General features: G+C 42.3%; 17 protein-coding genes. 5 read left to right on the forward strand and 12 right to left on the reverse strand.

Annotated features, from left to right (window positions below; translation table 11 throughout):
- Positions 1 to 53: 53 nt before the first annotated feature.
- The 3 genes from ADG03_RS03210 to ADG03_RS03220 form a co-directional block, all read right to left on the reverse strand.
- The gene (locus ADG03_RS03210) at positions 54 to 785 is read right to left on the reverse strand and encodes a cyclase family protein (RefSeq protein ID WP_003015569.1); all 732 of its coding nucleotides are present in this window, start codon (positions 783 to 785) and stop codon (positions 54 to 56) included.
- 12 nt (positions 786 to 797) lie between these two features.
- The gene (locus ADG03_RS03215) at positions 798 to 1,940 is read right to left on the reverse strand and encodes a 5-methyltetrahydropteroyltriglutamate--homocysteine S-methyltransferase (protein ID WP_049472108.1); all 1,143 of its coding nucleotides are present in this window, start codon (positions 1,938 to 1,940) and stop codon (positions 798 to 800) included.
- Positions 1,941 to 2,101: 161 nt separating this feature from the next.
- The gene (locus ADG03_RS03220) at positions 2,102 to 2,314 is read right to left on the reverse strand and encodes a YdbC family protein (RefSeq protein ID WP_049472107.1); all 213 of its coding nucleotides are present in this window, start codon (positions 2,312 to 2,314) and stop codon (positions 2,102 to 2,104) included.
- 90 nt (positions 2,315 to 2,404) lie between these two features.
- Between ADG03_RS03220 and ADG03_RS03225 the strand changes: the two genes are divergently transcribed.
- Entirely contained in the window at positions 2,405 to 2,737 is a 333-nt protein-coding gene (locus tag ADG03_RS03225; RefSeq protein WP_013903885.1) for a hypothetical protein, read from the forward strand.
- Between the two features lie 15 nt (positions 2,738 to 2,752).
- Here ADG03_RS03225 and ADG03_RS03230 read toward each other — a convergent pair whose 3' ends face one another.
- Entirely contained in the window at positions 2,753 to 4,039 is a 1,287-nt protein-coding gene (locus ADG03_RS03230; RefSeq protein WP_049472106.1) for a peptidase U32 family protein, read from the reverse strand.
- Positions 4,040 to 4,134: 95 nt separating this feature from the next.
- Positions 4,135 to 5,064: a peptidase U32 family protein gene (locus tag ADG03_RS03235; RefSeq protein WP_049472105.1), complete on the reverse strand. Its 930-nt coding sequence runs from the start codon at positions 5,062 to 5,064 to the stop codon at positions 4,135 to 4,137.
- A 129-nt stretch (positions 5,065 to 5,193) separates the two neighbouring features.
- Here ADG03_RS03235 and ADG03_RS03240 point away from each other — a divergent pair, with 129 nt between their 5' ends.
- Positions 5,194 to 5,487 carry a DUF3270 family protein gene (locus ADG03_RS03240; protein WP_031573979.1) on the forward strand — a complete coding sequence of 98 codons (294 nt, stop codon included), beginning with the start codon at positions 5,194 to 5,196 and terminating at the stop codon, positions 5,485 to 5,487.
- A 130-nt stretch (positions 5,488 to 5,617) separates the two neighbouring features.
- On the opposite strand, the gene ADG03_RS03245 is transcribed toward ADG03_RS03240, so the two are convergent.
- From ADG03_RS03245 to ADG03_RS03285, 7 genes are all read right to left on the reverse strand, one after another.
- Positions 5,618 to 6,076 (reverse strand): YtxH domain-containing protein, encoded by a 459-nt coding sequence (locus tag ADG03_RS03245; protein WP_023918695.1) that lies wholly within the window; start codon positions 6,074 to 6,076, stop codon positions 5,618 to 5,620.
- Between the two features lie 14 nt (positions 6,077 to 6,090).
- Complete coding sequence (locus tag ADG03_RS03250; RefSeq protein ID WP_049472104.1) at positions 6,091 to 6,474, reverse strand: DUF948 domain-containing protein; 384 nt, start codon at positions 6,472 to 6,474, stop codon at positions 6,091 to 6,093.
- Positions 6,475 to 6,477: 3 nt separating this feature from the next.
- Positions 6,478 to 7,260 (reverse strand): prolipoprotein diacylglyceryl transferase, encoded by a 783-nt coding sequence (gene lgt, locus ADG03_RS03255; protein WP_049472103.1) that lies wholly within the window; start codon positions 7,258 to 7,260, stop codon positions 6,478 to 6,480.
- The gene (hprK, locus tag ADG03_RS03260; RefSeq protein ID WP_049472102.1) at positions 7,257 to 8,189 is read right to left on the reverse strand and encodes an HPr(Ser) kinase/phosphatase; all 933 of its coding nucleotides are present in this window, start codon (positions 8,187 to 8,189) and stop codon (positions 7,257 to 7,259) included. Before hprK ends, lgt begins: the two co-directional genes overlap by 4 nt.
- Before the next feature lie 559 nt (positions 8,190 to 8,748).
- Positions 8,749 to 9,030: a PspC domain-containing protein gene (locus tag ADG03_RS03275; protein WP_003005023.1), complete on the reverse strand. Its 282-nt coding sequence runs from the start codon at positions 9,028 to 9,030 to the stop codon at positions 8,749 to 8,751.
- A gap of 74 nt (positions 9,031 to 9,104) precedes the next feature.
- Entirely contained in the window at positions 9,105 to 9,560 is a 456-nt protein-coding gene (locus ADG03_RS03280; RefSeq protein WP_049472099.1) for a SprT family protein, read from the reverse strand.
- The gene (locus tag ADG03_RS03285) at positions 9,547 to 11,703 is read right to left on the reverse strand and encodes a Tex family protein (protein WP_414716458.1); all 2,157 of its coding nucleotides are present in this window, start codon (positions 11,701 to 11,703) and stop codon (positions 9,547 to 9,549) included. Before ADG03_RS03285 ends, ADG03_RS03280 begins: the two co-directional genes overlap by 14 nt.
- A 148-nt stretch (positions 11,704 to 11,851) precedes the next feature.
- On the opposite strand from ADG03_RS03285, the gene ADG03_RS11735 reads away from it, so the two are divergent.
- The 3 genes from ADG03_RS11735 to ADG03_RS03295 are packed head-to-tail and all read left to right on the forward strand — an operon-like array spanning position 11,852 to position 13,718.
- Positions 11,852 to 12,001: an SPJ_0845 family protein gene (locus tag ADG03_RS11735; RefSeq protein ID WP_003005705.1), complete on the forward strand. Its 150-nt coding sequence runs from the start codon at positions 11,852 to 11,854 to the stop codon at positions 11,999 to 12,001.
- Positions 12,001 to 12,906, forward strand: coding sequence for a permease (locus tag ADG03_RS03290; RefSeq protein ID WP_014713646.1), 906 nt, complete (start codon positions 12,001 to 12,003; stop codon positions 12,904 to 12,906). Before ADG03_RS11735 ends, ADG03_RS03290 begins: the two co-directional genes overlap by 1 nt.
- Positions 12,903 to 13,718: a TIGR03943 family putative permease subunit gene (locus tag ADG03_RS03295; protein ID WP_003008127.1), complete on the forward strand. Its 816-nt coding sequence runs from the start codon at positions 12,903 to 12,905 to the stop codon at positions 13,716 to 13,718. Before ADG03_RS03290 ends, ADG03_RS03295 begins: the two co-directional genes overlap by 4 nt.
- Positions 13,719 to 13,790 lie beyond the last annotated feature (72 nt).

Consider the following 13,790-nt stretch of genomic DNA (forward strand, 5'->3'; position numbering starts at 1 on the left):
GAAATCGAATTCTAACGAATTACCGATTTCTGTCCCACTCTCTTTTTCTTTGTTTATGGTAAGATGGCAATGGCACGGACAGGTGATCCAGTTGCCTTGTCCCAGTGAGGGAAAGCAATCGAAATCAAAGCACCAACGGCTGGAACTTGGTCCAATTGGTTCAAGACTTCAACTTGGTAGATATTTTGTTCCAAGAGGTAGTATTCATTGACCAAGCCATGCTCTGCTGCTGGAATACCTGCATCGGTATCGAAGGTTTCATGACCCACGGCCTTGACATGGCGTTCATGAATCAAGAATTCCAAGGCTTCACGACTCCATCCTGGACTTTGTTGAACCCCATTTTCATCCAGGTTACGCATAGCATCTTGATCTGGCCAACGTTTTGACCAATCACTACGGAAGGCAACAAAAGCACCCTCAGCAATTTGTCCATGCTCTGCTTCAAAGTCTAAAATATCTTGTTTGCTCAAGATAAAGTTTGGATTGGCTGCAACTTCTTTAGACTTGTCGATAACATAGAGTGGCAAGAGAAGATCTTTGAGGTCAATCTCATCCAACCAACGACCCCCTTCTACAAAGTGAATCGGTGCATCGATATGCGTTCCGTATTGACCAACCACTGTAAATTTTTGAACATGGAAGCCATCTTTTAATGTGAAAAGATCTTCTTGTTGCAAGGCAGGAAGGGCTGGGAAGTGTGGACTTTCCGCATTGATTTGGTGACTCAAGTCCACCCATTTTTTAGCTTGCAATTCTTTATAAATACTTAGTAAATCTGACATGTTTCTTCCTCCTTATTCGCCCCAAACTTCAGCGACAATTTCCTTAATCAAACCGATTTTTTTCCATTGGTCTTCTTCTGTCAAAATGTTTCCTTCTTCTGTCGAAGCAAAGCCACACTGAGTAGACAGGTAAAGATTTTCCAACGGTACATACTGACTTGCTTCTTTAATACGAGCAATCACTTCGTCCTTGTTCTCCAGTTGACCACTCTTAGATGTCAAGAGTCCTAACACCACACCTTTTCCTGGAGTTACTTCTGCAAGTGGTTCAAAACCACCAGCCCGATCAGTATCAAACTCTAGGAAGTAAGCATTAACTGCTTCTTCTCCAAGGAGTTCTTTGGCAATCGGAGCATAACCACCTGATGAAGCCCAAGTGGAATGGAAGTTCCCACGACAAACGTGCGTATTGACTGTTAAACCAGCTGGAACATTTTGGTAGACATCATTGTTAAAGGTCAAGAAGAGATCAGCGAGTTCTCGACGAACCTCATCTTTTGACTTGCCTTGAGCTGCTCCCCAAGCCGTCAAGAAATTATCGTCTACCAAGATACCCCACGTACAATCATCTACTTGAAGGGTCCGAAGTCCTGCATCATACAAATCTTGAATCACTTGAAGATAGGCCTTCTTGATGTCTTCACGAACAGCCGCAAAATCAGGATAGATGGTATTCAATTGTTCTACATGTTCTGCATCACGGATCAATTCAAAATAGAATTGCGCAGGTGCTGGAATGGTATATTTAGCCTCTACACCATCTACATCTGCTACAAGATCCCGCAAGAACTTGTAATGCTCTACAAATGGATGATTGGCTCCTGTGATTTTTCCAACGACAAGTGCTGAGTCCGCCTTGGTTGTTTCATCATGGAATTGATAGCCTTGAGCAGCTTGGACGTGATCAATGCCACCAAAGCCCCAGAAGAAATCCAAATGCCAATAAGCTCGGCGGAATTCTCCATCTGTTACTGACTTCAGACCAGCAGCAATTTCTTTTTCAACGAGGTCACGAATCGCCTGATCTTCTACTTTTGTTAAGTCAGCCTGACTGATTTTTCCAGCTGCGAAATCTTCACGAGCCTGAACCAAAGCGGCTGGACGAAGAAATGAACCAACATGGTCTACACGATAAGGTGCATGTGTATGTGTCAATATGATTCCCTCTTTCCTATAAGTTTTACATTAATTCATCAATGCAACCATTATAGCAGTCTAAAACTTGATAAACAAGGGTTTAGGATAATCTAATATCTTTGACATCTATATAGCCTTAGACTATAACAAAAAAGAAGCCCTTGAAGGACCTCTTTTTCTTAATTTTTAAATGCATCGAGCATGACTTGGAACTCTTCGTTCGTGAGTGTAATACCTTTTCCCATCTTTGTATGGTCGGGACTCCAGGTCCGGATATCATACTTAGCAGGAGCACTATTAAAACTCACACGGTTCAATTCTTTGGTCCAACCCTTGTCATTTTCTGACAAGACTAGCAAATGTTCTTCGATTTGGAATGAAAATTCTGCCATTTCACGACTCCTTTCTTGCCTTCTCATCTCTAATATTCGTAAATCATTTACAAAATCGTTGAAATTATCTATAATATATTGTATCAAGTTATGGAGAATTTAGCTATGAAAAAATTTCTCGAGATCGTTAAAGACCGAGCAAATGAATTTTTCAATGGAAAAGTCAGTACCCCTGCCCCATTAGAAGATGAGAGAATTATTGAAATCATTCAACAAGCATTGCGAAAAAAACAAGGGGTACATGTTATTTTTTCAAACAAGAGTTTTACAGGCGATATTGTCAAGTATGACCAAGAACGCCGACAACTGATCGTGAAAAATTTTAAAAAGAGTATGTCCACGATTATTCGGATTTCTGAGATCCAGAAAATCAGTTTGGTTCCCAATAATATTCGCATCGCCCAACAAAAAGGAGAGGTTTAACCCTCTCTTTTTTTGTTATACTCGAACAGTTTTACTTGCCCCATCTTTTGAGTAGAGATTGATTAAGCCTTCCTGGCAAGAACGAATCATATCTCCTGGCTTGACTTCTTGAGGGACCGTGATCGCGAGAAGTTCCATCGGATTTGGTGCGCGATCAATCTTCACTCCATCCTTATCATGCAAGTCTTGGATCTGGCATTCAAAATGACGGAAGCCTGGTCCGTAGAATTCCACTTGGTCGCCTTCATTGATGACATTCCGTTGGCGAATCGTCGCAGTCATGGTAGATGGATCAAAGTCCACTACTTCCCCTACAAATTTGTATTGAGGAATCTTACGACGTGCCCCAAACAATTGTTCGTTTTCAGTCGGTGTTTGGTAGTAGAATCCAGTTGCCAATTCACGTTGAGCAACTTTCCACAATTCATTGATCAAATCATCCTTGATGGCATAAAAGGCTTCTGGACTTTCCATATAAGCATCACAAGCTGCCTTGTAACAGTTGGCTACTGTTGATACGTAATGGACAGATTTCATCCGGCCTTCAATCTTCAAGCTATCAACCCCATTGTCAATCATGTCTGGAATATTTTCGATCATACACATGTCCACGGCTGACATAGAGTATTCTTCTGGGACTTGCCCTTTGATACTCTTGCGTTCTTGGCCAAATGGCATATCATAGAGATCGTATTTCCAACGACAAGATTGAGAACAACCACCACGGTTGGCATCCCGGTCAGACATGTGGTTAGAAAGGGTACAACGTCCGGAATAAGAAATACACATGGCTCCATGAACGAAGGCTTCGATCTCAAGATCGGTACGCTTACGGATCTCTGCCAACTCTTCCATGGATACCTCACGGGCCAAGACGACACGGGTCAAGCCATATTCTTTCCAGAAATGGAAGGTCTCCACGTTGGTTGCAGAAGCTTGCGTAGACAAGTGAATATTGAGTCCAGGTGCATAAGTTGCACAGATTTCAATCAAGGCCGGGTCTGAGACGATCACGGCGTCAAGGCCCATATCTCGTAATTCACGGAACCATTCACCAGCCCCTTGTTCATTTCCCTCATGGGTCACCATGTTCGAAGCCACGTGTACATCTACGCCACGTGCATGCGCATATTCGATACCTTCACGAAGCTCATCCATGGTAAAGTTTCCAGCACGGCTACGCAAACCATAGGCTTGTCCACCGACGAACACTGCGTCTGCCCCATAATTAACGGCAACTTTTAATTTTTCTAATGTTCCAGCAGGTACCAAAACCTCTGGACGTTTTTTTGTATTTGTCATGTTTTCTCCAATTTACAAGATTGTCGATATGATGAATAGCCTCTTCGTTCCCTGAAAAAGGAAAACTCACAAACGAAGAAGCCCTAGTTTTTTTATTATTTTACACGATCTGGTTCATAATCATAGAAACCAGTATCCAAACCACGATTAGCTGGATGCAATTTGCGGATTTCTTCATCAAACAGATAGGCTTGATCCTGTGTAAATGTTCCTTTTTGAATCAAATCACGGGCCTTGACAAAGTACTCTGTAATCTTGACAAAGTTTTCACCCGGACAGTAGACACCATCGAGTTTCCAATGATCAAAGCCATGTTCTACCAACTCAGACAATTTGGTCATCATATTCAAGTCATTATTTGAGAAGATATGGGTTCCATGTTTGTCTTCGTAGACCGAATAATGAGAATTGGGATCTCCTGGCTCGGCCAAGAACAGATCCCGATCTTTGGTCACAGACTCTTCTGTCTTGATAAAGTTGTAATAATTCTGAAGTAGCGGTCGTTTCGAATGGTGAATAATGCTAGCACCATAGACCAAGACTTCTGCTGGAATCTGAAGATTCTCAGCCATTACGAATAATTCGGCAGATGGAATCTCACGAGCCAAAACAGCCTCAGAAGCTCCTGCTTGTTTTCCCCAGAAGTTGATCTGGCGGCTAGAAGTGACCATGGTAGAAGCATCGTAAATCGTTTTGAATGGATAGCCATCTCGTTTCAAGACATAAAAAACGCCCGCATCTCCGACAGTAATATAATCAGCCTGAATTTCCTTTAGAAAATCTAGGAAAGGCTTGATTGAATCCATCATCGATTGGTGCATGAGTGCATTTACAGCTACTGTCAATTCTTTGCCAGCAGCATGGACCAGTTGGGCAATTCGATTTATTTCGTCATAGCTTAAAGTTTGAGGCAATCGTAATCCGTAGTCTTTTTCACCGACATAGATTCGGTCAACCCCCACATCAATCAGGGTTTGCGCTTGCTCAACACTCTCTGCTGTTGCTGTAATAATAATATTTTTCATAGAACCATTATAACAAAAATTCCGATATTCTAGAAAAATTTATTCATTTTGTAAAATTTGTAACATTTTTGTAACATTTATATACCTGAATTCATGATAGAATAATAGAGTACTGTTAGGAGAGAGAAAATGCCCGTAAGAAATTTAAGACACTATGATGAAGAATTCGATTATATCGAATTAACCAAACAACCCCAAGAAACCCCTATTCAGGATTATGCTCCTGAAGTTGAACCCGCACCTCAATTAAGTGAATTGCTATATTTTTTAAATATCGCTATTTTCTGTGTGTTGACGGTTGTATTTAGTTTTGTCTTTTTAGCAACAAAAATGAATACCTTCTTTGCGTTTGCTTTAGCTATTGGTTCTAGCTTTGCTAGTATTCAAGGATTCCGAATTTACTACAATAAACGCAAAAAATAAAAATCAGGTTTTCCTGATTTTTTTATTTACTCGAATTTTTTTAATTGGAATAACAATTGGAAGACAAAACTTAACTGCCAATTGCCATCTTACCTTCCATAAAAAATGAGGCTCACTGAGCCTCATTTTTTTATACTTCTTTTGTTTCTTCTTCAGCTGCTTCTTCAGAATCTTTTTCATCCAATTCTAAAACGATGTCTTCTGATTCTGTTTGTTTGCGAATGGATTGAACCAAGTCATTGCCACTTAGATTTTCTTTTTGAAGTTTATCCTTAAATGAGTGATAGACTTCTTGAGATTTTTCAACCACATCTTGCGTTTTTTCTTTGACAGATTCCAAAACAGTTCCTGTCGTAATTTCTCCAGAACCAACTTTTTCTTTGGTTTGTTGGATCACTTCTGCTGCTTGTTTTGAAACATCCTTAGCGGTTTGTTTCACAGATTCATGTACTTCTTGAGGATCTTCTTGATAATCTTTTACGAAGCGCACCACTTTTTTAGTGACTTTCTTTCCTTGCTCAGTTGATAAATAGTAGGCTGCTGAAGCACCTGAAATCACACCAATTAATAAACTAGATAAACGTCCCATATTCTTCCTCGATTCTATTTAAATAATTTTGAAGCCATCTTAATCGCTTTTAATCCGATAGAGGCTTTCACTGTTTTTCCACCAGCTGACACTGCTTTGACACTCAATTGACGGGCTTGATCATTCAAATCTGAAACTGACTCTGAAAGATCCGCCACGGCTGTAAAGAGTGGGTCAATCGTTGCAACTTTTTGATTCAAATCATCCGTTAAAACATTGACTTTTGCCAATAGATCATTGGTCTGATGCAAGGTGACATTGACATCTGATGTCAAAACTTGGATCGTTTTTTGCGTCTCATCTATAACTTTTCCAATCTTTGAGAGGAAAAAAATTATATAAATGACAAGCGCTACTAAGGCAAGGCCTAAAAGGCCGTAGGCAATTTCAATAAACATATGTTACTCCTTTTCTTCTACATAATAAGGGGCTTTTTTGTGACGTTGGTAAACGATAACGGCGAGTCCAACTAGAATCAGGATCATCGACAACCACTGGGAAACACGTAAGCCAGCAAACATCAAGCTATCCGTCCTCATTCCTTCGATGATCATCCGACCAAAACCATACCAGATAAGGTAAAAGGCTGTGATCTCACCTTGTCGCAAAAATTGGGGCTTCCTACGAAGAATCAAGATCAAGAGAAATCCTAGCAGATTCCAACTGGATTCATATAAGAAGGTTGGCTGACGGTAACTACCATCTATATACATTTGGTCTCGAATAAAAGAGGGCAGGTAGTTGAGGCTCTTAACAGCAGCTCCATAAGCTTCCTGGTTAAAGAAGTTTCCCCAGCGACCAATACTCTGTGCAATCATGACGCTTGGGGCCGCAATATCTAAAAAATCAATTGGCTCAATCAAGCGTCTACGAGAGAATAGATAGAGGACAAGGGCACCTGTCAAGAGGCCACCATAAATCGCGATTCCTCCGTTCCAGATGGCGAAAATCTCTCCAAGGTGCTGGCTATAGTAACCCCATTCGAAAATAACGTAATAGAGTCTGGCCCCCAAAATCGCAAGCGGAAAGGCAATCAAAATGAAATCAATGATATCATCTGGATTAATTTTCTTACGGGGCGCTTCTTTCATAGAAAGATAAACGGCTAGAATCAAGCCAGAGACAATACAAATTGCGTACCAACGAATACTGATCGGACCTAATTGAAGGGCTACTGGATTCATTCCTTCACCTCATTTTGACTAATCAACTGGGACAGACGTTCTTCAAAAGTTTTGGTAGCATCATAGCCCATTTCTTTGGCCCGAACATTCATAGCTGCGGCTTCGATCACGACCGAAATGTTCCGACCAGTCTTCACAGGGATGCGAATCCGAGGAATGGTCACGCCACCGATTTCCAACTCTTCTGCATTATTACCAAGACGATCATAGACCTGATCCTTAGCATAATTTTCCAAGTAAACAGCGATTTGGACTTGTGAAGAATCCTTGACAGCACTGGCTCCGTAGAGACTCATGACATCGATAATCCCTACACCACGGATCTCTAGTAAGTGGCGTAGGATTTCAGCTGGCTCTCCCCAAAGGGTCATCTCATCTCTCGCATAGATATCGACTCGGTCATCTGCTACGAGGCGGTGCCCCCGCTTGACAAGTTCCAGACCTGTCTCGCTTTTTCCGATTCCGCTATCTCCTTGGATCAAGACACCCATCCCATAAATATCCATCAAGACACCGTGTACACTCGTGCGTTCTGCTAGCCGACTATCCAAATAGCTAGAAAGCTCTCCAGATAAACGACTGGTTGCAACATTGCTCTTCAAAATGGCTAGTTGCTTCTCTTCAGCAGCACGCAACATTTCTTCTGGAATTTCTAAATTCCGCGCGACAATGATGACAGGTGTCTCTGGCTGGAACATCTTGCGCAAGACCTGATGACGGTTGTGAGAGCTCATCTTCACCAGGTAGGACCATTCTTTCATTCCTACAAGCTGAATCCGCTCAGGTGTGTAATAGTCGAAATAGCCCGTCATTTCAAGACCTGGACGTGAAATGTCCGCAGTCGTAATTTCCTTGCTTAAGAGGCTATCATCCCCATAAACAACCAATAGACGAAGCTTTTCCTGTATATCGCGAACAGTAACTGCCATATCATTCTCCCTTTTCAAATTCTCTCTCTATTATATCAGATTTTCTCTTCAGACGAGAGCCTGAAGTGTCATTTGAAAGATCCATTTTCACCTCCTTTTTAAGGCAAGCAAAAAGAGGCGAAGACAAAGGTCTCCAACCTCTAGAAAATGATGGTAACATATGAAGAATGATCTAGCCTTGGCCTTGCAAAAAATCTTTGATCATAGATTTGATTCCGGTAGAGAACGCATAGACCACCGCATTTGAAGGAAATGCGATCAAGCCAAGCATAAAAGCGGTAGGTCCTCCACCCAATAAGGAGAAAACCAGATACAAAATCGGAAGAAATAAAATCGAAAACCGATAAATTTGTGGTTTTCTAGCCATTTCTGTTGGCAGAAACAAGAGGTAGAAGAGGCTATTCCAAATGCCCAGTGGAAAAAGGAGCATTCCGATCAAAACTGTTCCAACTCCTTCACCAAAAAAACGATTTAAAATGAAAAACTGTCCTATAAAACTGAAGAGGAGATATAGAATAAAAGCAAGGGAATAGAACTTCTGCTTCACTCGGATCTCCTTTTAGAAAAATGGACTGTCATTCTGATCATGGATGGGTTCGGCCTCTTTTCTTCGACGAGGTCGAGGGCCATAGTCAAACATTTCCTGCTCCTCCTCGTCCTTATAAGGTAAGGTCGTATCTAACAGTAAGTAGATAATCACACCGATAAAGGCATGAGAAACCGTGAAAAGAATAAACAAGAAGCGTAGGAGAGTTACACTCAGACCAAATTTATCGGCTAAGCCAGCTAGCACACCTGAAACCAGGCGATGTCGTTTTAATTTGTAAAATGATGATGTCATTTGATTTTCCTCTTTCTAGTTAGACCTATTTTAGCAGAGTCTAACTGGAAAGAGATCCGCCTAAAGACCGATTCTTACTCTTGTCTCATTTCAAGGAATTGCAGGCGGCTGCGACAGCGACCGCAGGCATATTTCTTTAGATCAATTTTTCGCTTTCGTCTATACTCTTGGCCACAATGGGGACATTGATAGAGATAGATCCGCTTGACTCGCCCAGCTCTATCTGGTAGAGGAGGTGTGAAACGAAGACCGTCCACTTGCTGGAGGAGTTGCTTAAAGGCTAGATCTTTGTGGCGATACCCTTTACCTTGATCGTAAAGATGGTAATGGCAGAGCTCGTGGCGGACGATTTTTCGAAAAACCTCTAACCCGAAAGCTTGGTATATTTTCGGGTTGAAATCAAGGTGTCGATCCTTGGGAAAGAAACGACCCCCAGTGGTTTGAAGACGTGAATTCCACTCTGCTCGATGACAGAATTCTCTCCCAAAATCTTCTAGGGAGACTTGGCGTACATAGTCAGTCAGATTCATTCGGTGCTACCAAACTGAGGTTGACTTTTTCACGTTCCACGTCAATTTTCTTTACCCAGACCGTCACTACATCTCCTACAGAGACGACTTGGCTTGGATGCTTGATAAATTGCTTGCTCATATGGGAGATATGAATCAAGCCATCCTCGTGAATGCCAATATCGACAAAGGCTCCAAAGTCAACCACATTGCGCACAACCCCTTCTAATTTTTGGCCTATATGGAGGTCTTTAATATCCAAGACATCCTGACGGAGTACGGGTGCATCAAAGGAATCCCGCAAATCGCGACCTGGTTTTAGGAGATCGGCAATAATATCTTTCAGGGTTTCTGGTCCCAGATCCAGCTGAGTAGACATCTCCTTTATGTTCACAGCTTTTAATTTTTCCTGAGCTGATGCATCGAGTTCGGTAATTTCAAGAAGTTGAAAAAGTTTTTCAACTTCCTTGTAACTTTCAGGGTGAACCCCGGTATTGTCCAAGATATTTTTACTTTCAGGAATGCGTAAGAATCCAGCAGCTTGCTCGAAAGCCTTGGCGCCGAGACGAGGGACTTTTTTAATCTGTGCTCGTGAAAGAATCATTCCTTCTTCTTCCCGGTATTTCACAATATTTTCAGAGATGGTTTTATTGAGTCCTGCTACATGGGCTAAGAGAGAGGGACTAGCCGTATTGATATTGACCCCAACTTGGTTGACGACAGTATCTACCACGAAATCCAAGCTTTCTGTCAGTTTTTTCTGATTGACATCGTGTTGGTATTGACCGACACCGATGGATTTTGCATCGATTTTCACCAATTCTGCTAGCGGATCTTGCAAGCGACGGGCAATGGAGATGGCCGATCGTTTTTCAACGGTTAGCTCTGGGAACTCATGACGGGCCAATTCACTAGCTGAGTAGACAGAGGCTCCGCTTTCATTGACAATAACATAGCGAACTCCTGGATGGTCATGAAGCAACTCTGCGACAAAGGCCTCACTTTCACGGCTAGCTGTTCCATTTCCAATTGCAATAATCTCTACGCCAAACTCCTTGATCAAGGAGGACAGATCCTTTTTAGCCTGCTCGATCTGAGCTGGTTTTGCAGGTGCAACTGGATAGATGACCTGGGTAGCAAGCATCTTTCCTGTCTCATCGACAACAGCTAGTTTAGCACCGGTCCGAAAGGCTGGGTCAAATCCAAGGACCACGCGCCCTTTTAATGGAGGAATGAGCAATAGATTCCGTAGATTCTCAGAGAACAATTGAATGGCTCCGTCTTCTGCCACCTCCGTCAACTCTGTCCGAATCCGACGTTCAATCGCAGGAACGATTTTTTTCTTAACCGCTTGTTGAATAACCTCATCCACATAGGCATTTTTGGTTTTAAAACGAGCCTCAAAGATACGAATGATCCGATCCAGTTGGTGCTCGAATCCGACTTTGAGAACGCCCAATTTTTCTCCACGATTGAGCGCCAGGGTCCGGTAACCTTGCATATTCTTGATCTTCTCAGAAAAATCATAATAGATTTCAAAGGTTCTCTTAGGATCTAAGCTTTCATCCTTCAAGGTTGACGTCATGAGGGAATGCCCATGAATTTCTTGATAGGTGAGGGCCCGTAATTGGGTATCCTCTGAAATAGCTTCTACCAAAATATCCACTGCACCAGCTAAAGCTGCGGTTTCAGTTGGGAAGGCCTCACAGGTAAATTTCTGAGCCTCTGCTTCCAAGTCTGGACTATTTTGCAAAATGAGACGCGCCAAGGGGAAAAGTCCTGCTTCTCGAGCAATCGTCGCCTTGGTCCGCCGTTTTTCCTTATAAGGGAGATAGAGTTCTTCGACATCCGCTAATTTTTCAGCAGCTTCAATAGCCTGCTTGAGCGCCTCTGTCAGTTTGCCTTGTTCCTCAATCTTAGCAAGGACGGTTTCTTTTCGTTCAGCCAGAGCCGTTAACGATTTGTCCCGGTCAATAATGGCCTTGATCGCTACTTCATCTAAATTTCCCGTTAGATCTTTTCGATAGCGAGCAATAAAGGGAATGGTTGAGCCTTCTGCGGTCAGACTCAATACGGTATCGATTTGTTTTAAGCTAACACCCAATTCTTGGGCTATTTTTTCATATTTATCCATAGCTTCTATTATAGCATATTTTGCTGCCATCAAGGGGTGAGATCGCCTGTTCTGGTCTCTGTTTCAGGGAGTTTTCATAGAATAATTTTGACTCTCTTGATCTTTCCTTTTATGCTCCATTTCCCCCTTGCTCTTTCCTTTTTGTTATAATGAAAGAAAATAAAAAGGAGGCCCAATAATGGCTATTAAATTCTCAAAAACAGATGATCTTGATAAAATGTTTGAAAATTTTGCGAGTTTTCCGGATGTAGAAAAGAAAGTCGAATTTCCTGAAGAGAAAAAGAAGGCAGAAACTGCTACAACTAAAGAAGCAAAGAAGGCTAAGTAATGACATTCTTTCAACACCTTCCCTCTAGCGTCTTGCAGGCTGGGGCTATTTTTCTCTCGATTATTATCGAAGCCCTACCGTTTGTCCTAATCGGAAGTATCATTTCAGGGATTATTGAGGTCTATATCACCCCCGAGAGGGTCTACCGCTTTCTTCCCAAGAATAAATTTGGGCGGATCTTCTTTGGGACCTTTATCGGCTTTATCTTTCCTTCCTGTGAATGTGGAATTGTTCCCATTATCAATCGCTTTCTAGAAAAGAAAGTCCCAAGTTATACTGCTGTTCCCTTTCTGGTGACAGCACCGGTCATCAATCCCATCGTTCTCTTTGCTACCTACTCAGCCTTTGGGAATTCTGTCAAGATGGCCCTCTACCGAGCCCTTGGTTCCCTTTTGGTCGCAACGGTGCTAGGGATCTTTCTTGGTTTTATTCAGACAGATTCGATCCAAAAAGAACATCGTAAGGCTGTACATGAACATGATTTTAGGGACTTGAGCAAAGGCCAAAAGCTCTTTCAAGTCTTGGTGCAGGCGATTGATGAATTCTTTGATACGGGACGTTACCTGGTATTTGGTTGCCTCTTTGCCAGCCTCGTCCAAGTCTATGTCCCAACACGGATCCTCACTTCGATCAGTGCGACACCGGTTATTGCTATTCTCCTTCTCATGGTCTTGTCCTTTCTTCTCTCACTTTGTAGCGAGGCGGATGCCTTTGTTGGATCCTCTCTTCTAACAAGTTTTGGAGTAGCGCCTGTTCTTGCCTTTCTGGTGATTGGGCCTATGCTTGATGTCAAAAATCTCCTCATGATGAAAAATTATCTCAAGACCCGTTTTATCTGGCAATTTATCGGAATTGTGAGTGGAGTTGTGCTCCTTTATGCTTGGTTTGTGGGGGTAGTGCTATGATCCGTTTCTTGATATTAGCTGGCTATTTTGAGCTCACCATGTACCTGCAATTATCTGGTAAGCTCAATCAATACATCAACTTACACTATTCTTACTTGGCTTATATTTCCATGTTCTTGTCCTTTGTTTTAGCTCTTGTGCAGCTGATCATCTGGGTCAAGCAGATGAAGATCCACAGTCATCTCTCTGGCTTCTGGGCAAAAGTGGCGAGTATTTTCTTGCTCTGTATTCCTTTGTTTGTCGGGCTATTTTTCCCTACAGTGACACTGGATTCCCAAACAGTTTCTGCCAAAGGCTACCACTTCCCGGTTGCGGCTGGATCTTCCAAGGAAATCCAGCAGGACGAAGGGACAACAACCCAGTATCTCAAACCAGATACTAGTAGCTATTTTACCAAATCTGCCTATGAGTCAGAAATGAAGCAGGCGGCAAAGAAATATGTTGATAAAAAGGTGATCCAGGTGACCACTGAGAATTACATGGAAGTCATGGAAGTGATTTATGATTATCCTGACCAATTTGCAGGAAAGACGATCGAGCTGACCGGCTTTGTATACAATGACCCCAATAACAAGGATAGCCAATTCCTCTTTCGCTTTGGGATCATCCACTGTATCGCAGATTCCGGAGTCTACGGTCTCTTAACGACGGGTGCTCCGCAGCATTTCGAAAACAATACCTGGATCCATGCAAAAGGAACCTTGTCCATTGAATACCACAAGCAGCTCAAACAAAGCTTGCCTGTTCTCCACATTACGGATTGTCAAACCATTACACAACCAGATAATCCTTATGTCTACCGCGTCTTTTAATGGAGAGACTAAGTTCCTTCAAGAGGTCTTAAACCCGTATAAGCTAGAACGCTCCTTCGTTCTAGCTTTTTC

It is taken from the genome of Streptococcus parasanguinis (assembly GCF_001069785.1).
GTDB lineage: Bacteria > Bacillota > Bacilli > Lactobacillales > Streptococcaceae > Streptococcus > Streptococcus parasanguinis_T.